This window comes from Novosphingobium album (ex Liu et al. 2023) (genome assembly GCF_029076845.1).
GTDB lineage: Bacteria > Pseudomonadota > Alphaproteobacteria > Sphingomonadales > Sphingomonadaceae > Novosphingobium.
Window position 1 is genome coordinate 111,067 of record NZ_JARESE010000070.1, and the last position, 19,698, is coordinate 130,764.

The 19,698-nt window shown below is 67.3% G+C and carries 18 protein-coding genes; 4 read left to right on the forward strand and 14 right to left on the reverse strand.

Going from position 1 to position 19,698, the window contains the following annotated elements:
• Positions 1-367: 367 nt before the first annotated feature.
• From PYV00_RS20280 to PYV00_RS20295, 4 genes are all read right to left on the reverse strand, one after another.
• The gene (locus PYV00_RS20280; RefSeq protein ID WP_275230137.1) at positions 368-1,288 is read right to left on the reverse strand and encodes an SDR family NAD(P)-dependent oxidoreductase; all 921 of its coding nucleotides are present in this window, start codon (positions 1,286-1,288) and stop codon (positions 368-370) included.
• A gap of 62 nt (positions 1,289-1,350) precedes the next feature.
• Complete coding sequence (locus PYV00_RS20285) at positions 1,351-2,565, reverse strand: CaiB/BaiF CoA transferase family protein (RefSeq protein ID WP_275230138.1); 1,215 nt, start codon at positions 2,563-2,565, stop codon at positions 1,351-1,353.
• Positions 2,566-2,735: 170 nt separating this feature from the next.
• On the reverse strand, positions 2,736-3,881 hold the full coding sequence (locus PYV00_RS20290; RefSeq protein WP_275230139.1) for an FAS1-like dehydratase domain-containing protein: 1,146 nt from the start codon (positions 3,879-3,881) through the stop codon (positions 2,736-2,738).
• A 59-nt stretch (positions 3,882-3,940) separates the two neighbouring features.
• Positions 3,941-5,533, reverse strand: coding sequence for an acyl-CoA synthetase (locus tag PYV00_RS20295; RefSeq protein ID WP_275230140.1), 1,593 nt, complete (start codon positions 5,531-5,533; stop codon positions 3,941-3,943).
• Between the two features lie 118 nt (positions 5,534-5,651).
• Between PYV00_RS20295 and PYV00_RS20300 the strand changes: the two genes are divergently transcribed.
• Positions 5,652-6,452 carry an IclR family transcriptional regulator gene (locus tag PYV00_RS20300; protein WP_275230141.1) on the forward strand — a complete coding sequence of 267 codons (801 nt, stop codon included), beginning with the start codon at positions 5,652-5,654 and terminating at the stop codon, positions 6,450-6,452.
• Between the two features lie 12 nt (positions 6,453-6,464).
• Here PYV00_RS20300 and PYV00_RS20305 read toward each other — a convergent pair whose 3' ends face one another.
• From PYV00_RS20305 to PYV00_RS20330, 6 genes are all read right to left on the reverse strand, one after another.
• Positions 6,465-6,917, reverse strand: coding sequence for a MaoC family dehydratase (locus tag PYV00_RS20305; RefSeq protein WP_275230142.1), 453 nt, complete (start codon positions 6,915-6,917; stop codon positions 6,465-6,467).
• 143 nt (positions 6,918-7,060) lie between these two features.
• Positions 7,061-7,465, reverse strand: coding sequence for a response regulator (locus PYV00_RS20310; protein WP_275230143.1), 405 nt, complete (start codon positions 7,463-7,465; stop codon positions 7,061-7,063).
• Entirely contained in the window at positions 7,450-7,758 is a 309-nt protein-coding gene (locus tag PYV00_RS20315; protein ID WP_275230144.1) for an Hpt domain-containing protein, read from the reverse strand. Before PYV00_RS20315 ends, PYV00_RS20310 begins: the two co-directional genes overlap by 16 nt.
• 154 nt (positions 7,759-7,912) lie before the next feature.
• Positions 7,913-9,979, reverse strand: a complete 2,067-nt coding sequence (locus PYV00_RS20320; protein ID WP_275230145.1) for a response regulator — start codon at positions 9,977-9,979, stop codon at positions 7,913-7,915.
• Between the two features lie 11 nt (positions 9,980-9,990).
• Entirely contained in the window at positions 9,991-10,416 is a 426-nt protein-coding gene (locus tag PYV00_RS20325) for a response regulator (RefSeq protein WP_275230146.1), read from the reverse strand.
• Positions 10,409-11,560 (reverse strand): sensor histidine kinase, encoded by a 1,152-nt coding sequence (locus PYV00_RS20330; RefSeq protein ID WP_275230147.1) that lies wholly within the window; start codon positions 11,558-11,560, stop codon positions 10,409-10,411. Before PYV00_RS20330 ends, PYV00_RS20325 begins: the two co-directional genes overlap by 8 nt.
• A 393-nt stretch (positions 11,561-11,953) precedes the next feature.
• Between PYV00_RS20330 and PYV00_RS20335 the strand changes: the two genes are divergently transcribed.
• Positions 11,954-12,820 carry a fumarylacetoacetate hydrolase family protein gene (locus PYV00_RS20335; protein ID WP_275230148.1) on the forward strand — a complete coding sequence of 289 codons (867 nt, stop codon included), beginning with the start codon at positions 11,954-11,956 and terminating at the stop codon, positions 12,818-12,820.
• 16 nt (positions 12,821-12,836) lie between these two features.
• Here the strand turns inward: PYV00_RS20335 and PYV00_RS20340 are convergent, their stop codons facing one another.
• Positions 12,837-13,736: an MBL fold metallo-hydrolase gene (locus PYV00_RS20340; RefSeq protein WP_275230175.1), complete on the reverse strand. Its 900-nt coding sequence runs from the start codon at positions 13,734-13,736 to the stop codon at positions 12,837-12,839.
• Positions 13,737-13,876: 140 nt separating this feature from the next.
• Here PYV00_RS20340 and PYV00_RS20345 point away from each other — a divergent pair, with 140 nt between their 5' ends.
• Complete coding sequence (locus PYV00_RS20345; RefSeq protein WP_275230149.1) at positions 13,877-14,527, forward strand: peroxiredoxin; 651 nt, start codon at positions 13,877-13,879, stop codon at positions 14,525-14,527.
• Positions 14,520-14,900 (forward strand): ArsR/SmtB family transcription factor, encoded by a 381-nt coding sequence (locus PYV00_RS20350; protein ID WP_275230150.1) that lies wholly within the window; start codon positions 14,520-14,522, stop codon positions 14,898-14,900. The genes PYV00_RS20345 and PYV00_RS20350 overlap by 8 nt, the downstream gene beginning before the upstream one ends.
• Positions 14,901-14,938: 38 nt before the next feature.
• Here the strand turns inward: PYV00_RS20350 and trxC are convergent, their stop codons facing one another.
• From trxC to PYV00_RS20365, 3 genes are read right to left on the reverse strand one after another with little or no spacing between them, the layout of a single operon-like run.
• The gene (trxC, locus tag PYV00_RS20355) at positions 14,939-15,379 is read right to left on the reverse strand and encodes a thioredoxin TrxC (RefSeq protein ID WP_275230151.1); all 441 of its coding nucleotides are present in this window, start codon (positions 15,377-15,379) and stop codon (positions 14,939-14,941) included.
• A 52-nt stretch (positions 15,380-15,431) separates the two neighbouring features.
• The gene (locus PYV00_RS20360) at positions 15,432-18,665 is read right to left on the reverse strand and encodes an efflux RND transporter permease subunit (protein ID WP_275230152.1); all 3,234 of its coding nucleotides are present in this window, start codon (positions 18,663-18,665) and stop codon (positions 15,432-15,434) included.
• Positions 18,662-19,696, reverse strand: coding sequence for an efflux RND transporter periplasmic adaptor subunit (locus PYV00_RS20365; RefSeq protein ID WP_275230153.1), 1,035 nt, complete (start codon positions 19,694-19,696; stop codon positions 18,662-18,664). Before PYV00_RS20365 ends, PYV00_RS20360 begins: the two co-directional genes overlap by 4 nt.
• Positions 19,697-19,698 lie beyond the last annotated feature (2 nt).

A 19,698-nucleotide genomic window follows, 5' to 3' on the forward strand; every position in this document is an offset into this window, starting at 1 on the left:
GACAGCGCGCCGAGCCCTTATAGTGCCTCGGGCATCTTCCCGTGCCCTGAAACGCATCCGAAAAGGGATGGTACTTTGCCCGCCCGCGTTCGGACAGGCCGATATCGCGTCAGGCAGATACCCCGGTAATTATCCCTATTCGCGATCCGGCAAAGACAATCGCCGCCCGCGCGCAATAGACCCGCACGGTTATGCCCCCGCCGAAACGAGCACCATCATGGCTTTCGCCAAGGCATTTGGCAATCGCGGGTTGAATACTTGCGGGACGCGCGAAAGCGGGCCCGGCCGGTTTTGAGAGTTTAATGGGAAATGCGCTGAAAAGCGCATTTCGTGGCCGCACCGATAGGCGCATTCCCCAACAAAACCCTCAAACCCCTTGCGCCTCGCGGATCATCTTGAAGCCGAACATCAGGTGCTCAAGCTGGCCATCGGGCACGGGCGGAAAGGCCAGGGTTTCGCCGCCGCCCCGGATCGCGGCGATCTGGTCGGCGACCTGTTCGGGCGTCCATTCCGGCCGGAAGACGCCTTCGCTCTCGGCGATCCAGGCGCGCGCCATGCGCCCGCCCATCGCGACATACATCTCGCCGCTGGCCGAGCAGCTTTCGTGGCACAGCCAGCCGACCATCGGTGCGACCATTTCGGGCTCCATCGGCGGGAACTTGCTGGTATCGATGCCTTCGGACATGCGGGTGACGGCGGCCGGCACGATCAGGTTGGACTTGACGTTGGCGTGCTGGCCCTCGATCGCGGCGGTGTTCGAAAGCCCCATGAAGCCGGCCTTGCACATCGCATAGGTGACATTGTCCGACTTGCCGTAAAGCCCGTTGATCGAGCTGGTCAGGACGATGCGCCCGTATTCCTGCGCCATCATCAGCGGGAACGCCTCGCGCACGACGTGGTAGGCGCCTTTCAGGTGCACATCGAGGACCGAGCAGAAATCCTCATAGCCCAGCTCGCACAGCGACCCGCGCCGCACGTTGCCGGCCGAATGGATCAGGATGTCGATCCGCCCGAAGGCTTCGAGCGCGGACCCGATGATGGCCTTGCCGCCTTCGGGCGTCGCGACCGAATCGGTGTTCGCCACCGCCTCGCCGCCCAGCGCGCGGATTTCACCGGCCAGCGCCTCGGCGGGGCCTTCGCCGGTCGCATCGCCGGCCATGCTGACACCCGGATCGTTGATCACGATCCGGCAGCCCCGGCTCGCCAGCAGCAGCGCATGGGCCCGGCCCAGCCCACGCCCGCCGCCAGTGATCACGGCGACACGGTTGTCGAAACGCAATTCGCCCACGGCTGTCCTCTCCTCCAGTGCTGTGGCTCCCGCCATGGCGGCAAGCGCATCGCGGTGCAAGTTCAGGCGATGATTTTCGCCGCGCGCAAGGCCGCGATCCGCTCGGGCGATAGCCCCAGCACTTCGGACAGGATCGCCTCGCTGTGCTGGCCCAGCACGGGCGGTGCCTCGGGCACCGGCTGCGGCGCATCGGTGAAGCGGATCGGTCGATTGACGATCGGGATCGTGCCGAGCGTCTGGTGCCGGGTCTCCACCACCATCTCGCGCGCGACGGCCTGCGGCTGGGTCAACGCCTCGGTCACGCCCAGGATCGGCGCGTGCGGCACTTCGTGCGCGGTGAAGATCGCCAACAGTTCGTCCACCGTGTGCCGGCTGGTGAAGTCCGAAACGATGGCGTTGACTTCCGCGCGCGCGTCACGACGCTTTTCCAGCGTGTCGTAGCGCGCATCCCCGGTCAGCTCGGGCCGCCCGATCGAGGCGCAGATCCGCCCCCAGAACCCCGGCGTCAGGCAGGCGACGACGATCGAGCCGTCGCTCGCCGGGAAAATGCCGTAAGGCACCAGATTGGGATGCTGCGATCCGGGCCGGGCCGGATCATGGCCGGTGAAGAAGGCAAGCTGGGCGATATAGCCCAGCATCCCGAGCAGCCCGTCCATCAGGCTGACGTCGATATGCCGGCCCAGGCCGGTACGCTCACGCTCATAAAGCGCGGCGAGGATGCCGATCGGGCCGTTGATCCCGCCCACCAGATCGCCGAGCGGAATGCCCAGCTTGGTCGGCAGCCCGCCGGGCTCGCCGTTCATCGACAGCGCGCCCGACATCGCCTGGAGCACGATATCGAAGCTGGGCCGGTCCTTCAGCGGCCCGGTCTGGCCATAGCCCGATATCGAGCAATAGATCAGGCGCGGGTTGATCGCGCGCATCGTCTCATAGCCCAGGCCCAGCCGGTCCATCACGCCGGGCCGGTAGTTCTCGACCAGGATATCGCAGCGGGCCGCCAGATCCTTGACCAGTTCGAGCCCCTCGGGCGTCTTGAGATCGACCACGATCGATTTCTTGCCGCGATTGACCGCGAGGTAATAATGGCTTTCGCCATCGCGCATCGGCGGGAAGGTGCGCGTCTCGTCACCCGTGCCCGGCGGCTCGATCTTGAACACCTCGGCGCCCAGGTCCGCCAGCGCCAGGCTGGCGGCGGGGCCGGCCAGCACGCGGGTGAAATCGATCACCCGCACGCCCGCCAGCGGGCCCGGCCAGTTCACGCAAGCGCTTTGAGTCATCATCCTCACCCGGCACTAGGACAAAAAATCCTCCCTGTCGCCGCGGCGATGGGGAGGTGGCGGTCCCTTCGCGGACCGATGGATGGGCAAGGCCGCGCACGCCGCCTTTCCCATCGCCACGGGGGCCGCCTCCCCGCCCGGCCATGCCGGACGGAGAGCGGCGGCCGGCATTAGCCCGCCTTGCTGGGCAGTTCGGCGACGGCGGTGCCGAAAGCGGAAAGCTCGCCGCGATGCGTGGTCGCCTTCTGCTCGACCTCGACGAACTTCTTGCCGCCTTCCTCGAACTTGCGCGTTACTTCGCCCGTGATGACGATGGCGTCGCCGTCCGGGTTGTGCCGACGGATCTGGCAGTTCGACTGGGTGAGGAAGCCGTCATCGCCGATCCAGTTGGTCATGTGGTGGGTCAGCCACGAGCAGCGCTCCGGGCCGTAATCGTAAGCGCCTGGCGCGCCGACTTCCAGCGCGAAGGCTTCGTCCCAGTGCACGCGCTCGGGGCAATCGGGCACGTTGAAGCGGTTGCGGATGCCCAGGCCCGGGTGCGCCTTCTGCATCTTGTAGGCCAGCTTGTTGGCGCGGATGTAAAGGCCGCCCCAGCCCTGCGCATAGCAGATGAAGCCGGTGACGGTCATCGGGCCCTTCATGATCGGCGGCAGCTTGTCGCCGACGTTCACATCTTCCCAATAGCGCGGGGTGGCGCCGCGAATTTCCTCGCGGTCATAGATGTCGTAGAATTCGTCGAGCTGTTCCTGGGTGAACGGCTCCACGCGGCCGCGCGCCTCGGTGTACTTGGTGCCACGCTCGCGCGCTTCGTCGCGATCGGTGCGGAACACCCACGAATCGGCGCCGGCGACGTGATCGCCCGACTGGTTGTAGAAATCGACGTGGTAGATCTGCTGGAACGAGCGGCCGGCGAACTTGGTCTGGTGCTCGACCAGATCCTTCAGATAGGCTTCGGCGCGGATCGTGTCGTTGCGCAGCACCGGCTTGTGCCAGGTCCAGTCGGCGCCGGCCCACATCGCGTGGACGCCCGAAAGGCCGCCGCAATAGCCCGAGACGATGCGGCTGGTGGTGAACAGGAACGAAGGCAGCGCCACGATCGTGCCGTACCTGGTCTGGGCCGCGTATTCGGGATCGCACCACAGCGGATTGTCGTCGCCAATGCCGTGGGCATAGTGGCGGATCGCATCGCGCGTGGCTTCATAGTTCCACGGCTCGATGGTGTTCTCGATCTTCACGCCGATGCGCTGGCGGAGATCGTCGAGGCCTTCCTCGGTGATCTTGGGGAACTTGCTGATGGGTTCTGCGGTGGTTGCCATGTTTTCTCTCCTGGGATCGTGGCGCGGCCCCGTCGGGTGACGACGCGGCCGGAAAAGGGTCAGTTGGCCAGTTCGGCGGCCTTGGCCGCCTCGCGGTCGCGCAGCATCTTGCGGTGGACCTTGCCGGCGGGGTTCTTGGGCAGTTCGTCAACGAACTCGACGATGCGCGGGAATTCGTGCTGCGCCAGCTTTTCGCGGGTGAAGTCCTGCAATTCCTTGACGAATTCGTCGCTGGGCGCGCGGTTGGCGACGACGAAGGCTTTCACCACCTGGCCGCGCTTATCGTCAGGCACGCCGATCACGCCGCATTCCAGCACGTTGTCATGGCGCAGCATGGTGTTCTCGATCTCGACCGCCGACATCGTCCAGCCGGCCGAGATGATCACGTCGTCGGCCCGGCCGCAGTGATAGAAATAGCCGTCCCCGTCGATCTTCGCGCGGTCCTTGGTGGTCATCCAGCCGCCGCCGCGCCACAGCATCAGCTCGCCGATCTCGCCGGGGTCGCACAAGCTGCCGTCGGGGCGGTGGACTTCCAGCTTCTGGCCTGGAACCGCCTTGCCCAGCGAGCCGGGCTTGACGTGGAAATCCTTCGCGCCGGGATAGTTCACCAGCACCACGCCGATCTCGGTGGTGCCGTACATCGAGCAGGCCGGAACCTTGAAGTATTCGTCGATCCATTCCAGCGTGGCCGGGTCGATCGGTTCGCCGGTGAAGGACAGCTTGTTGAAATGGAAGGTGAAATCACCGCCCCTGCCGCTGTTCTTCATCATCCGGTAGTGAGTCGCGGCGGCCGACATGTTGGTGATGCCGAAATCGTCGAGCGCCTTCATCAGCCGCACCGGATCGAACCGGCCGGCGAACGTGCCGGTGGTGACGCCCATCGCCAGCGGCGCCAGCGTGCCGTGCCACAGGCCGTGGCCCCAGGCGGGCGAGGAGGGGCAGAAGAACTCGTCGCCCGGGCGGATGCCGGTGCCGTAGAGCGCGGCGAACATCAGCGTCACCAGCGTCTTATGCGTGTGCTTGACCGCTTCGGGAAGCTCGCGGGTGGTGCCGCTGGTGTACTGGAACACCGCCATGTCGCCGGCTTTGGTCTTCGGCGTGTAGGTGCTGGGATACTTGGCGATTTCGGCCAGCAGGCTCTCGTCGGCGACGACGACGCGCGGCGTGCCGTCGGCGTTCGCCACCGAACGGGCGAGATCGGCCTTCTCGGCATTGGTGATAAGGATCGCGGGCGTGCAGTCGCCCACGCGCAGGCGCAGCGCGTCGGGCCCGAACAGGGTGAACAGCGGCACCGAGATCGCCCCGGTCTGCATCGCGCCGAACAGGCAGACGTAGAACGGCAGCGAGGGTTCGAGCATGAAGGCGATGCGTTCGCCCGGCTGCACGCCCTCGGCATCGAGCCAGTGCGCGAACTGCGCCGCGCCGGCGGCGATCGTATCGAAGCTCAGGATCTCGTCGGCGCCCGGCCCATCCGGGCCGTCGGCATGGGCGATGCGCACCGCCGGACGGCCCGAGCCGTCGGCATGGCGCGTGATGCACTCGTGCGCGATGTTCAGGTGCTCGCGGTCGCCATCGAACAAGTCCCACAGCGCGGCGGAACTGGCGTGCGCCTGGGCGTCCGCATAGCTCGTCAGGTCGGTCAGTTTCGGCATTCGCCTTCCTTCCGGCGCGTCGCTTACGCGAGTCGCGCCTCCTCTTCCGCTTGTGATGGCGGCGCTTTGGCATAATCGCCTTGCTATTGCAAATGTTGAATGATATTCAATATATCGAATGATAGAGATCGACGATCCCACCGCCGAAGCCGGCCTTGCCGCCACGGTGAAAGCCAGCAAGGCGCCCGCCATCTCGCGCGCCGCCGCGATCCTGCGCCTGCTGGGCAAGCGCGGCACGCCGCTGGGGGTGCAGACCATCGCGCGCGAGCTGGGGCTGGTGCCCAGCACCTGCCTTTACGTGCTGCGCGCGCTGGTGGAGGAGGAACTGGTCGCCTTCGATGCCGATACCAAGCGCTATTCGCTCGACGCCGGGGTGCTCACGCTGGCGCGGGCCTGGCTGCGGCGCGATCAGTTCCACGATCTGGCCCAGCCGGTGCTCGACCGGCTGAGCCAGGAGTTCGGCCTGACGACGCTGGGCGTGCAGCTATACGGCCTTGATCACATCATCGTCACGGCGATGTCGCAATCGAGCCAGAACTTCCAGCTTTCCACCCAGGTCGGCAGCCGTTTCCCCGCGCTGGTCTCGGCCACCGGGCGCTGCATCGCCGCGTTCGGCGAATGGCCGGAGGCGCAGCTCAGGCCGCGCTTCGACAAGCTGCGCTGGGAAGACGCGCCAAGCTGGGAGGAATGGCGCGCGCAAGTCGCCGAAGCGCGCGCCACCGGCGTCGCGGTCGATCGCGGGCACTACATCTCGGGCGTCACCGTGGTCGCCGCGCCGGTGTGGAAAGCGCCGGGCCGCCCCAGCCACGCGCTCGTCGCCATCGGCATCGGCAGCGCGGTACGCGGCGAGGGGCTGCCTCGCCTCAAGGAAGCGCTGCTGGCGGCGGCGCGCAGCCTGAGCGAGCAGTTGTCGGGTTAGGACGAGATCGTCTCAGGCTGGTTTCTTCTTCATCAACACGGTGCGCAGCATCGAGAGCGCCACTTCGCCGCGCTGGTTGGTCAATTCGTGCTTGAACACGACGATGCCCTGGGTCGGCCGCGATTTCGATTCGCGCAGCTCCACCACTTCGCTGGTGCAAGTGAGCGTATCGCCGATGAAGGTCGGCCTGGGCGTCACCACCTTGTCGAAGCCCAGGTTGGCGACAAGCGTGCCCACGGTGGTATCGGCGATCGAGAGCCCGACCGCGAGCGAGAAGGTGAAGGTGGAGTTCACCAGGATCTGGCCGAACTCGCTGGCCCTGGCGGCCTCGGCATCGAGGTGCAGCGGCTGCATGTTGTGCGTCATCGCCGAGAACAGCAGGTTGTCGGTCTCGGTCACGGTGCGGCTGGGCTGGTGGGTGATCCTGTCGCCCAGCGTCCATTCGTCGAAATAGCGGCCTGCCACCTTGCGTCTCCTCCCGTGCGTCGCGCCGCCGTTACCCCGCCGAAGCGGACGCGGCAAGCCGGGTGGTGGTCAGCGCCGCGTCACGCGGGCAATCCGGCGGCTGCCGCCCTTGGGGCCGATCACGCGAGGAATGGGCCCTGACCCTAGTTCGCCGCGCGCCAGACCTGCTCGTCGGAAGTCCGCAGCGCTTCCAGCGCTTCCTCCACCCGGAACACGACATAGGCCGGATCGCAAGGCTTGCGCAGATAGGCGTTGGCCCCGGCGTAAAGCGCGATGTCCTCGTCCGACTGGCTGCGGCAGCCGGTGAGCATCAGCACCGGCAGGTTCCACAGCGCTTGGTCGCACCGGATATGCTTGAGCACCGCCACGCCGTGCATTTCGGGCATGTCGCAATCGAGGATGACCAGATGCGGCCGCATCGTCAGGATCGTGCGCAAGGCGTCATAGCCGTTGCCCAGCAGCCCCACCGCATGGCCCGCGTCCATCAGCGCGTTCTGCAACATGCAGCCCATCAGGTCATCATCGTCGGCGATCAGGATACGGGCCATGCCACTCTCCCTTCATGAAACATGATTTCGCGGATCGAACCGATCAGCGCCTCGCGCCGCTCGGGCGCGCAATTGCGCAGGGCCGCCTCGGATTCCGCCGCGATCGTGCCCAGCCGGGGATCGCCGAACAGCCCGGCGACGCCCGCCAGCTTGTGCAGCGATGTCACCAGCGCGGCGACGCGCGCCTCGTCCCGGCAGTTCTGCCGTCCGAACTCCCCCAGGGAGCGCAGGCAATCGCGCTTTCGTGCTTCGTACTTCGCCTGCAGTTCGGGAGATCGAACCGCGGTTTGCATGGTATGCTCGGGCATCTTGTCCAACGCTCCTGTGTTCGCGCCAAAACAATTCGCCTGATAGCGGACCTGAATTCTCCGGCCCCCGGTTCCGCCCCTCTTCGAATCCCTTATCGCAAAAATGCGCTCAAATTCGCGTTAGCGGGTCACTGGGGGTTTATCCGTGGATCGCCGCGGGCTCCCGGCCGGCGCGCCAGCCATCGGTGCTGAGGAAGCCGGCGGTATCGACGCGTAGCGCGTTGAATTCCTGGCAGACGCCGGCCATCGCCTCCACTTCGAGGCGGCCCGAGCGCAGGTCGCACGTCGCCTCGGCCGCCGCGACCGCCGCCTGCAGCCGGCGCGCGCCAATCATGCCGGCGCTGCCCTTGAGCTGGTGCAGGCGCCGCCGCCGCACGTCCACGCGCGGTTCCTCGGCCAGCCGGGCGATATCGTGGTATTCTTCAAGCAGGCGGCGCAGCACGCGGCGGAAATGCCCCTGGTCATCGCCAATCCGCGCCCGCACGTCGGCCACGTCGATGCAGGCGAAAGCCGGCCAGGCATCGCTTGCGGACGGCGCAGCGGCCGGCGCCCGCCGCTCCGGTCCGGCCCCGTCGCGCGGCTGCGCCTCGACATGCTGGCGGACCGTGGCGACAAGGTGGCCGACATCGAACGGCTTGGGGATCAGCCCGTCCATGCCGCCCAGCTCGATGCCCGGATCGCGGCCGTTGGAAGCGCCGGCGGTCAGCGCCAGCACGACCGGACGGTCCCGGCCCAGCGCCGCCTCGATCCGGCGGAAGGCGTCATAGCCGTCCAGCACCGGCATCTGCAGGTCCATCAGGACAAGATCGACCGGACGCGATCCCTGGAGGACGAATTCCACCGCCTCCTGCCCGTTGGTCGCGGTCTCCACTTCGGCGCCCTGGATCTTCAGGATATGCGCGGCGACTTCGAGATTGATGTCGCAATCGTCAACCAGCAGCACGCGCAGGCCATCGAGCCCGCGCTCGGCCGGCAAGGGCTCGGCCTGGGGCGCCTGGGAGCGGCGCGCCTCGCGATAGGGTTCGAACGGCAGCTCGATCCAGAACGTGCTGCCCTGCCCCGGCTCGCTGCTGGCGCCGATCGTGCCGCCCATCAGCATGACAAGCTCGCGCGAGATCGACAGGCCCAGCCCGGTGCCGCCATAGCGCCGCGTGGTCGAGGAATCGGCCTGCACGAAAGGCTCGAACAGGTGTTCGAGCGTGTCGGGCGCGATGCCGATGCCGGTATCGGCCACTTCGAAGCGCACGCGCCGGTCCTTGCCCGCCACGCGCAGCGCGACCGAGAGGCGGACCTCGCCGGCTTCGGTGAACTTGAACGCATTGGTCAGCAGGTTGAGCAGGATCTGGTGCAGCCGCGAGGGATCGCCCATGATCCGCGCGGGCAATTCCCCGGCGACCTGACTGACGAAGCGCACCGGCCGCTCGGCGATCTGCACTTCGACCAGATCGCGCAAGTCATGCACGACGCTGTGCAGCGAAAAGGGAATCCGCTCGATCGCCATTTCCGACGCGCCGAGCTTGGAGGCATCGAGCACGTTGTTGATGATCGAGAGCAGCGTCTTGCTCGCCACCTTGATCTTGCCGACGAGATCGGCCTGGCCGGGATCGAGCGCCGTGCGTTCGAGCAGATAGGACAGGCCGATCACGGTGTTGAGCGGCGTGCGGATCTCATGGCTCATGTTGGCGACGAACAGGCTCTTGGCACGCGCGGCGGCTTCGGCGCGCTCGGCCGCTTCGAGCAGCGACTGTTCGTAATCGCGCTGCATCGTGTCGGCCAGCGTGCGGAACCGCAGCTCGGCGCTGCGCTGGCGCTCCTCGATGGCGGCGCGGGCCATCGCGCCTTCGATCACGCGCTGCAACCTCAGGCCGTCGAGGTTCGACTTGGTGACATAGTCGGCCACGCCGCTGCGGATCGCCTCCACGATCAGGCTTTCGGCCTCGTGCAGCGTGATCAGGATGACCGGGCAGATCTCCGGCCGATGCCCGACGATATCGGGCATGAGTTCCAGCCCCAGCGCGCCATCGAGCTGGTAATCGAGCAGGATGCAGTCGAACGCGCCCGCGCCCAGCGCCGCGCGCGCCTCGTCCAGCGAACGGGCTTCGACCATTTCGTATTCGCAGCCTGACTTGCCGAGCAGCCGGACGGTCGTCTCGCGATCGACATCGTCGTCATCGACCAGCAGGAATCGCGGGCATTCGTGTTCCATGGCCAGCCCCACTAGACCGGCAAGTCCACCGCCGAACTGTATTCGCCCAGAAGCCTTGCGAGCCCGGCGAACTTCGGACCGATGCTGGATTTCACCATGTAGCCGGCGACATGCCAGGAATAGGCGGACGAACGGTCGGTCTCGACATCCGAGGTGGTGAGCACGAAGATCACGCTGTCGCGCAATTCCGGGCTGCCGCGCACCGCTTCCAGGAATTCGAAGCCGTTCATGCGCGGCATGTTGAGATCGAGCAGGATGATATTGGGCCGATCAACGCTGGCGTCCGCCCGGCCCAGCAGCTTTTCCAGCCCGGCCACGCCATCGCGCGCGGCGATGACGCGAAATTCGCCGGGCACTTTCATCAGCGCCCGTTCGACCATTTCGGCCGTGATATCGTCATCGTCGATAACGAGCACATCCACCTTGTCGTCAGTCATCGAGATCCGTCCTTACATAGCGCGGCCAGGAGACGCGGAAGCGCGTGCCGCGCTCCCCGTCGCGGCTGAAGATCGAAATGGCACCGCCGTGGCGATCGACCAGCCGCTGGACCACCGCGAGCCCGATCCCCGCGCCCGAGCGCTGCGAGGCGGTGAGCGTCTGGAACAGGCGGAACACGCGTTCCTGCGCGGGCTGGGGAATGCCGGGGCCATCGTCTTCCACCTCGATGATGCATTCGCTGCCTTCGAAATGGGCGCGGATGGCGATATGGCCGTCCTTGCGATCGTGATGCTTGATCGCGTTGGAAAGCAGGTTGCGGATCACGGTGGTAAGCGGCGTGCGCGCGCCATCGAACGTGTCCTCGGCCAGATCGGTGGTCACGACCAGCCCGGCCGGCGGATTTTCCAGCTCGATGATCTCCGCGACGATGCGGGGCAGCGAGATCGTCTCCAGCTTGCCGATGCTGCGGCCCGCGCGCGCATAGGCGAGCAGATCGTTGATCAGCTTTTCCACCTTGCCGATGCGCTCGTCCATCCGGTCAAGATTGCGCAGCACGGCCAGCGGCACGTCATCGCCGCAATCCTCGCGGATGAATTCGATCAGGTTGGCGATCCCGCGGATGGGCGAGCGCAGATCGTGCGAGGCGACGTAAGTGAATTCCTGAAGCTGCATGTTCGCTTCGCGCAGGCGGATCTCGCCGCGCTTGCGCTCGGTGATGTCGATGATCGCCGCGCAAGTCATGCGCCCGCCGCTGGTCTCGATCGAATTGAGGCCGATTTCCAGCGGGAACTCGACACCGTCCTTGCGCAGCCCGGTGAGGTCGCGGCCCTGGCCCATCGCCCGGCCCACGGGCGCGGCGGCATAGCCATCGCGCAAGGTGCGATGGCCGGCGCGGTAGCGGTGCGGCAGCAGCGCCTCGATCGATTCGCCGACAAGCTCGCCAGGCTCGAACCCGAACATCTCGCTGACGCGCGGGTTCGCGGCGAAGATGCGCCCCGATGCCTCCACCAGCAGCATCCCGTGCGGCGCGCTGTCGAAGATGGCGTGAAAGGCGGCGCCGGCATGTTCAAGCCGGGCGCGGTCCGAAACGGCGGCAGGGGCCGCCCGTTCCTCGGCTTCGCCGCTGACGGGGCCGCTGAACATCTATCGCCCCCCCATGGCGCGGCGCGGCGCGCGAGGGGCGGCGCGGAATTGCGGGAACAGTCTCGAAGCCATGCCGTCTTCTCCCCGATGCGGCAAAACGCACCCGCTTCACCGATCGACGACTTTCTTAACGGAGATAGGCAGATATCGCGTAAACCCGGACGGACGCAGTTTCACCGACGGGGTAATCCCGTAAGAGGTTGTCGGGAAATGCGCGTTTGGCAACGAAATGGGCTCTTCCGCGCATTTCCAGACACCCCATGCCCCCTGGACTTCCGATGGGCTGTCTGGACGCCGGAGCATGGCCGCCGCGCCGCAAGCCCGATAGGGTCGGCCGGACGCGGGCAAGCGCCCGATCGCAGCCATAAGCGAAAACCTGGGGAGAGACGAACGATGCGAATTTGCCGGTTTGTGCTGGAAAGCGACAGCACCGCCACCCCGCGCCTGGGCGTGGTGCGGGACGATGGCATCCATGACGTGACCCTGGTGACGGAGGTGCTGCCCAGCCTGCGCTGGCCGCTGCCGCCCGGCGACCAGTTCATCACCAGCCTGGCCGACTTGCGCGCGCCGATGGCGGAACTCGCGCGCGAGGCGCCGGCGATCCCGCTCGATGCCGTGCGCCTGCTCTCGCCCGTGGCCAATCCGGGCAAGTTCGTGTGCGGCGCCGGCAACTGGAAGCACCATGGCGCGCCGTTCGGCATGTTGGGCTTCATGTTCAAGGTGACGAGCGCGCTGTCCGGCCCCGGCGAAGGCGTGGAGATAAGCTGGCCCGATCGCGACACCCTGCACGAGCCGGAACTGGCCTGCGTGATCGGCCGCGAATGCCGCAACGTCAGCGAGGCGGAGGCGCTCGACCATGTCGCCGGCTATTGCGGCGCCTTCGACATGACGCTGAAGCAGCAGCGCGAGGACTATGCCTTCTGCAAGTCGTTCGACACTTACGGTATGCTGGGCCCCTGGCTGGTGACGGCCGACGAGATCGCCGATCCTTCCACGTTGTCCTATCGCTTCTGGGTCAATGACGAACTGCGCGGCGAGCGCGCCTTCGCCGATCTTACCGCCAATCCCGCGCGGATGATCGCCTTCGCCTCAACGGTGATGACGCTTTATCCGGGCGACGTGGTGCTTTCGGGCGCCGCCGACGTCGCGCCGGTGGTGGCGGGTGATGTCATGACGCTGGAGATTCCGGGCATCGGCCGAATGGAGACGCGCGTCTCGCTATCCCCCCATGCGCGCAGCGAGGCGCCGGTCTTCGCCTGACGGCCGGCGCGAAAGCTCACAGTACGTTGAGGGGAAGCTTGAGGTAGCGGATGCCGTTCGCTTCGGGTTCGGGCAGATGGCCGGCGCGCATGTTCACCTGGATCGAGGGCAGGATCAGCCGGGGCATGTCGAGCGTGCGATCGCGTGCGACCCGCATCGTCACGAACGCGTCTTCGCTGACGCCGTCGTGGACGTGGATATTGGCTTCGCGCTGCCGGGCGATGGTCGTTTCCCAGGCGAATGCGTCCCGGCCGGGCGCCTTGTAGTCGTGGCACAGGAACAGCCGCGCCTTGCCGGGAAGCGACAGCAGGCGCTGGATCGAACGATAAAGCTGACGCGCGTCGCCGCCCGGGAAGTCGGCCCGCGCGGTGCCGAAATCGGGCATGAAGATGGTATCCCCGGCAAATACCGCATCGCCCATGACATAGGCCAGATCGGCCGGCGTATGCCCTGGCACATGGAGGACCGCCACTTCGATTTCGCCAATCGTGAAAGTTTCGCCGTCCTCGAACACATGATCGAACTGTGAGCCATCGCGCCGGAAACCGGCCCCTTCGTTGAACAGCCCGCCGAAGACATCCTGCACGCGGCGGATCTGCGCGCCGATCGCGACCCGCGCGCCGAACCGCTCGCGCAAGTATGACGCGGCCGACAAGTGATCGGCATGGACGTGCGTTTCCAGCAGCCATTCGACCGCAAGCCCCGTCTGTTCCACATAAGCGATCACCGCATCGGCGGATGCGTGGCTGGTCCGGCCCGAGGCGGGATCGAAATCGAGCACCGGATCGATGATCACCGCGCGCCGCGTGGCAGGATCGTGCACCACGTGGGTGGCCGTGAAGGTCGCTTCGTCGAAGAAGCTGCGGATGCCGGGCGCGGCGCCTTTTCCCAGCAAGGCCCGCTCGACCACGGCCATCGCCCGTACGAGCGCTTCGTCGCTACGGGAGCGTTCGGGCATCGAGTCCTCCTCACAAAACACTTTACGATAGTAAATAATTATGTAAACGTATTGCGTCAAGAGCCTCCGCGTGTCAGAAGCTTGGCGAACGGGACCATATGAGGAACTTCGTGGAGCAGGTGATCGAGACCCCGCCCTTGCGCATCGGCGAACAAGTGCCGCGTTTTTCCGCGCGCACCACGCAGGGGCCGATTGATCTTGCCGATTTTCGCGGGCGCTGGCTGATCCTGTTCTCGCACCCGGCCGATTTCACCCCGGTGTGCACCAGCGAATTCATCGCCCTGGCCCGCGCGGCGAGCAAGTTCGACGCGCTGGGCTGCGCGCTGATGGGGGTTTCGGTCGACAGCCTCTATTCGCATCTCGCCTGGCTGCGGGTGATCCACGACATGGCCGGCGTGCGCGTGGAATTCCCGATCATCGAAGACCCGACGATGGAAATCGCCCGGGCCTATGGCATGATCGGCTGCGAGGCGCAGGACGCCTCGTCAATCCGCGCGACCTATTTCATCGACCCGGACGGCGTGCTGCGGGCCACCACCTGCTATCCCTCGACCGTCGGCCGCTCGGTTCCCGAAATGCTCCGCACGCTGGCCGCGCTGCAACGCGTGCAGCACGGCACCGCGCTCGCCCCGGCCGACTGGGAGCCGGGCCAGGACCTGCTGCGCGCGCCGCGCGAAACCCTTGCCGACGCGCTGCGACCCGATTCGCCCAGCGCCTGGTTCTTTTCGACCATGAAGGACAATGGCTGACATGGACGGCGAACCCGAACGCGACTTCGAGGGCAGCGCCGAACTGCTGCGCGCGCTGGCCCATGCCGTGCGCTTGCAGATCCTTTGCGCGATCAAGGACACCGAACGCGCCGTGGGCGAGATCGAGGAGATCACCGGCATCGCCCAGCCCGGCCTGTCGCAGCAGCTTGGCGTGCTGCGCAAGGCCGAACTGGTGACAACGCGGCGCGACGGCAAGCAGATCTTCTATCGCGTCGACCGGCAGCGGATGCTTGCCGCCAGCGACCTGCTTGACGCGCTGGCGGGAACCGCGCCGGACCGGCGCCCCGATGCCCGGTCAGCCAGCATCCGCAGCGGCGGCGGGGCCGCCGTCTTCGCCCGCGTGGAGCGGTAGGCCCATTGTAGAATAGGCCCGCTGTGGAAGTTGAGCGCTCAGCCCGCGCCCAAGGCCCGGCGCGTCCAATCGATAATCGCGCGCTCGTTCATCGCGCCGGCTTGCCGCGCCACTTCGCGGCCATCGCGAAACAGCGCCAGCGTGGGGATCGAGCGGATCGAAAAACGCGCACCCAGCGCCTGCTCCACCTCGGTATCGACCTTGGCCAGCCGCACATGCGGTTCAAGCGCGCGCGCCGCTGCTTCGAACGCGGGCGCCATCGCCCGGCACGGGCCGCACCACGGCGCCCAGAAATCGACCAGCACCGGCAAGCTGCCTTTGCTCACCAGCTTGTCGAACAATGCGGCATCGGCGGCCACCGGCCTGCCGGCGAACAGCGGCTGGCCGCACTTGCCGCACCTGGGCGCGTCGCCCAATCGGCTGGCGGGCACGCGATTGAGCGCGCGGCAGGCGGGGCACACGATCATTTCCTCGGCCATCACGGACGTTCCTTGTCTATCGCCGCCAATGTCGGCATCGCGCCGCGCCGGTTCAATCCGCGTCCCGCGCCGCCGGTCGACCATCGTCGCGCAGCACCACGTAGATCGCCGGGATGACGAGCACCGTCAGCAGCGTCGAGCTGGCCAGGCCGAACAGCAACGAGATCGCCAGCCCCTGGAAGATCGGATCGGTCAGGATCACCGCCGCGCCGATCATGGCGGCCGCCGCCGTCAGCACGATCGGCTTGAAGCGGATCATCCCGGCTTCGAGCAGCGTATCGCGCAGGCTCTTGTCCGGGCTGCGCGAGTGGCGGATGAAATCGACCAGCAGGATCGAATTGCGCACGATGATGCCGGCGAGCGCGATGAAGCCGATCATCGAGGTGGCGGTGAACGGCGCGCCGAACAGCATGTGGCCGATGACGATGCCCACCAGCGTCAGCGGGATCGGCGTCAGGATCACCAGCGGCAGCTTGAAGTTGCGGAACTGCCCGACGACCAGCACATAGATGCCCAGCAGCGCGACCATGAACGCGCCGCCCATGTCGCGGAACGTCACCCAGGTGATTTCCCATTCGCCGTCCCACAGCAGCGTCGGCCGGGCTTCGTCGGCGGGCTGGCCGTGGAGCGAGATCGCGGGCCTGGCCAGCCCGGCCCTGGCCCAGTCGAATGCGTCGATCGCCTTGTCGACCGCGAGCATCCCGTAGATCGGCGCTTCATAGCGGCCGGCCAGTTCGGCGCTGACCATCACCGCGCCGCGCCCGTCGCGCCGGAACACGGTCTGCCCGCCTTCGGCCATGCGCGCGTCGACCACTTCGCCCAGGGGGATCAGGCGCGGCCCGCCCGCGGCTTGCGCCACCGCGACCGGCGTCGCGCTCAACGCCTGGCTCCAGCTGCGCTGCGACTGGTCGAGCGCGATCTGGATCGGCAGCGGATCACGCCCCTGCCCTTGCGGCGCATAGCCGACCGTCTGGTCGCCCAGCAGCGCGCCGATCGAATCGAACACTTGCCGTTCGGACAGGCCATAGTGGTCCAGCCGGTCCCGATCGGGCACCAGCCGCAACTCGGGCACGGAGCTGCCATGGCTGTTATCGACATCGACGATATAGGGCACCGACCGGAAGATCTTCTCCACTTGCGCGGCGGTGGCGCGGCGGCTGGCTTCATCGGGGCCATAGATCTCGGCCAGCAGCGTCGCCAGCACGGGCGGGCCGGGCGGGGTCTCGACCACCTTGATCGCGCCGCCTTCGGGCAGCGGCACCACTTTCAGCGCCTCGCGCAGAGCGACCGCGATCTCGTGGCTGGAGCGCGAGCGATCGCCCTTGGGCTGGAGCGTCACCATCAGGTCGCCCATCCAGGGCCGGGCGCGCAGGAAGTAATGGCGCACGAGGCCGTTGAAATTGAACGGCGCGGAGGTGCCGGCATAAGCTTCCATCGCCTCCACCTCGGGCACCTTGCGGGTGACGGCGGCGGCCTGCTCCAGCACGCGCGAGGTCGTCTCCAGGCTGGTGCCCTCGGGCATGTCGACCACGAGCTGGACTTCGGACTTGTTGTCGAACGGCAGCAGCTTCACCGTCACCGCCTTGAAGTAGAACATCGAGCAGGCGACCAGCGTGGCCACGCCCACGCCGATCAGGAAATTGCGCGCGCCTTGCCGGGTGCGGATCACCTTCAGCGCCACGCGCCCATAAAGCGCGCCCAGCCTGCCGCCGTGCTCGGCCTCATGCCCTTGCGCCAGCGACTTGCGCGCGAAGCGGATCATCAGCCAGGGCGCGATGATCACCGCGACGAAGAACGAGAACACCATAGCGGCCGAGGCATTGATCGGGATCGGCGCCATGTAGGGCCCCATCAGCCCGGAAACGAACAGCATCGGCAGCAGCGCCACCACCACCGTCAGCGTCGCGACGATGGTGGGATTGCCCACTTCGGCCACCGCCTCGATCGCCGCTTCGGCGCGCGTGCGCCGCCCTTCGACGACATCGGCCATCGCCCAGTGGCGCGCGATGTTCTCGATCATGACGATGGCATCGTCCACCAGGATACCGATCGAGAAGATCAGCGCGAACAGGCTGACCCGGTTGATGGTGAAGCCCATGACGTTGGATGCGAACATGGTCAGCAGGATCGTCGTGGGAATAACGATCGCGGTCACGCCCGCCTCGCGCCAGCCGATGGCAAAGCCGATCAGGACGATGATCGAGACGGTGGCGAGCGCGAGGTGGAACAGCAGCTCGTTGGCTTTCTCGTTCGCCGTCTCGCCGTAATTGCGCGTGATGTTCACCGAAACGCCAGCGGGGATCAGCGAGCCTTCGAGCGCGTGGACGCGTTCGACCACCGCGTCCGAGACGTTCACCGCATTGGCCCCGGCGCGCTTGGCGATGGCCAGGCTGACGGCGGGCGCCATGTCCCACGCGCCGCCCGTGCCGCGCGCCCAGCGCCAGGCGCGCGCCTGATCCTGCGTCGGCGCCTCGGTGACGCTGGCGACATCCGAGAGATAGACCGGCGCGCCCGTGGCCGATCGCACCACCAGCCGCCCCACTTCCTCCGCGCTTTCCAGCGTGCGGCCGGCGACGACCGTGGCGGCCATGCCGTTCTCGCGCACGGTGCCGGCCGGGAACGCCCGGTTCGCCTGGCTGGCGGCCTCGATCACGCTGCCCAGCGGCACCTGATACGTCGCCAGCCTGGCCGGATCGGGCGCGATGCGGATCGCCTGCCGCTGGCCGCCGACCAGGAACGTCAGCCCCACGTCATCCACCTTGGCGATCTCGGTACGCAGGCGCGATGCCAGTTCGTGCAGCGACTGGTCGCTCCATTGCCCCGGCGCGCCGGGCCTGGGGCTCAGCGTCAGCACCACGATCGGCACGTCGCTGATCCCGCGCACCGTCACCAACGGCGGCGGGATGCCCACGGGGATGCGGTCCATGTTGGCGCCGATCTTCTCGTTGACGCGCGTGGCCGCGTCCTCGGGATCGGAACCCACCAAGAAGCGCGCCGTCACCATCACGCCGTTGTCCTCGGCCTGGGTATAGACGTGCTCGACCCCGTCGATGCTCTTGACGATGGTTTCCAGCGGCTTGGCGACAAGCTCCACCGCGTCGCCGGCCGAAAGGCCGGGCGCGGCCACCTGGATATCGACCATCGGCACGCTGATCTGCGGCTCTTCCTCGCGAGGGATGGTCATCGTCGCGATCACGCCGACCAGGATCGCCGCCAGCAGGAACAGCGGCGTCAGCGGCGAGGCGATCGTCGCGCGGGTCAGCCGGCCCGAGATGCCAAGCGTCATTTCCCCGCTCCGGCGGACGCCGGCGGCACCAGCCTATCCCCCGCCGCGACGCCGGAAAGGATCTCCACCCGATCGGCCAGGTCCGCGGGCGCGGTCTGAACCGGCACGGCGGAGAGCGCCCCGTCCCGCCCGCGCAGCGTGACATAATCGATGCCATAGCGCGTCGAGACGTACCCCTGCGGCACCAGCAACGCGGTGCGCGTGCCGCTTTCCACCCTGGCGGCGACGCGCCGGCCGATCAGGCGGCTGTCGATCCCGGACATCATCACGTCGGCGCGCACTTGCCCGGCATTGACCGCCGGATAGACGCGCATGACGGTGCCGCGCGATTCGCCCGGCGTGCCATCGACGCCCTGCGCCACCACGGCGGCGCCGGGATGGACCTTGTCCGCCAGCGATTCGGGCATGTCCAGCCGCACGATCACCGGGCCCGAGGTGATCGTGGCGATCACCATGCCGGGCGCCACCGGCGATCCGGCCGGAATATCGGCGGCCAGCACGCGGCCGCTGGCCGGCGCGATTACCGCGCCTTGCCCGGCCACCGCGTTCACCGCCTGCTGCTGCTGGCGCGCCGCGCTGACTTGCGCTTGCGCCGCCGAAGCCATGGCCTGCGCCTGTTCCAGCCGCGCCTTGGCATAGACGCCGTTCTGATAAAGATAGCGCGCCCGCGCCAGTTCGGCCTGCGCCTGCGCGGCCTGGGCCTGCGCGGCGGCGGCCTGCGCGCCATAGGCTCCGCTCTGGTAGCCGAGCTGGCTGTCGACGATCCGGCCGATCGCCTGCCCCTTTTCCACCGTATCGCCCGCCTTCACCGACAGCGCAGTCAGGATGCCGGGGATGCGGGCGAGCACTTGCGCCTGATCGACAGTCGCAACCTCGGCGCTCACGCTGGTCCAGCGGGGCGCGGAGACCGGGCGCACGACCAGCGCCGGCCCCGCCGCCGGGCGCGCTTCCCGCGCCTTGTCGGCATCGCCCCCGCACGCGGCCAGCGCGGCCGCTCCCATCAGGAGGACGATCCAGCCGGGCCTGCTCATGC

What these genes read in the sequence shown, in the direction of transcription:
- PYV00_RS20340 (WP_275230175.1), bottom strand. Translation starts at nt 13,736, where the DNA reads ATGGCCGTGGTCGAGCGGGCCTTGCTGGGAAAAGGCGCCGCGCCCGGC.
- PYV00_RS20360 (WP_275230152.1), bottom strand. Translation starts at nt 18,665, where the DNA reads ATGACGCTTGGCATCTCGGGCCGGCTGACCCGCGCGACGATCGCCTCG.
- PYV00_RS20350 (WP_275230150.1), top strand. Translation starts at nt 14,520, where the DNA reads ATGGCTGACATGGACGGCGAACCCGAACGCGACTTCGAGGGCAGCGCC.
- PYV00_RS20310 (WP_275230143.1), bottom strand. Translation starts at nt 7,465, where the DNA reads ATGGCCCGTATCCTGATCGCCGACGATGATGACCTGATGGGCTGCATG.
- PYV00_RS20285 (WP_275230138.1), bottom strand. Translation starts at nt 2,565, where the DNA reads ATGACTCAAAGCGCTTGCGTGAACTGGCCGGGCCCGCTGGCGGGCGTG.
- PYV00_RS20330 (WP_275230147.1), bottom strand. Translation starts at nt 11,560, where the DNA reads ATGTTCAGCGGCCCCGTCAGCGGCGAAGCCGAGGAACGGGCGGCCCCT.
- PYV00_RS20365 (WP_275230153.1), bottom strand. Translation starts at nt 19,696, where the DNA reads ATGAGCAGGCCCGGCTGGATCGTCCTCCTGATGGGAGCGGCCGCGCTG.
- trxC (WP_275230151.1), bottom strand. Translation starts at nt 15,379, where the DNA reads ATGGCCGAGGAAATGATCGTGTGCCCCGCCTGCCGCGCGCTCAATCGC.
- PYV00_RS20335 (WP_275230148.1), top strand. Translation starts at nt 11,954, where the DNA reads ATGCGAATTTGCCGGTTTGTGCTGGAAAGCGACAGCACCGCCACCCCG.
- PYV00_RS20325 (WP_275230146.1), bottom strand. Translation starts at nt 10,416, where the DNA reads ATGACTGACGACAAGGTGGATGTGCTCGTTATCGACGATGACGATATC.
- PYV00_RS20300 (WP_275230141.1), top strand. Translation starts at nt 5,652, where the DNA reads ATGATAGAGATCGACGATCCCACCGCCGAAGCCGGCCTTGCCGCCACG.
- PYV00_RS20315 (WP_275230144.1), bottom strand. Translation starts at nt 7,758, where the DNA reads ATGCAAACCGCGGTTCGATCTCCCGAACTGCAGGCGAAGTACGAAGCA.
- PYV00_RS20345 (WP_275230149.1), top strand. Translation starts at nt 13,877, where the DNA reads ATGAGGAACTTCGTGGAGCAGGTGATCGAGACCCCGCCCTTGCGCATC.
- PYV00_RS20295 (WP_275230140.1), bottom strand. Translation starts at nt 5,533, where the DNA reads ATGCCGAAACTGACCGACCTGACGAGCTATGCGGACGCCCAGGCGCAC.
- PYV00_RS20290 (WP_275230139.1), bottom strand. Translation starts at nt 3,881, where the DNA reads ATGGCAACCACCGCAGAACCCATCAGCAAGTTCCCCAAGATCACCGAG.
- PYV00_RS20320 (WP_275230145.1), bottom strand. Translation starts at nt 9,979, where the DNA reads ATGGAACACGAATGCCCGCGATTCCTGCTGGTCGATGACGACGATGTC.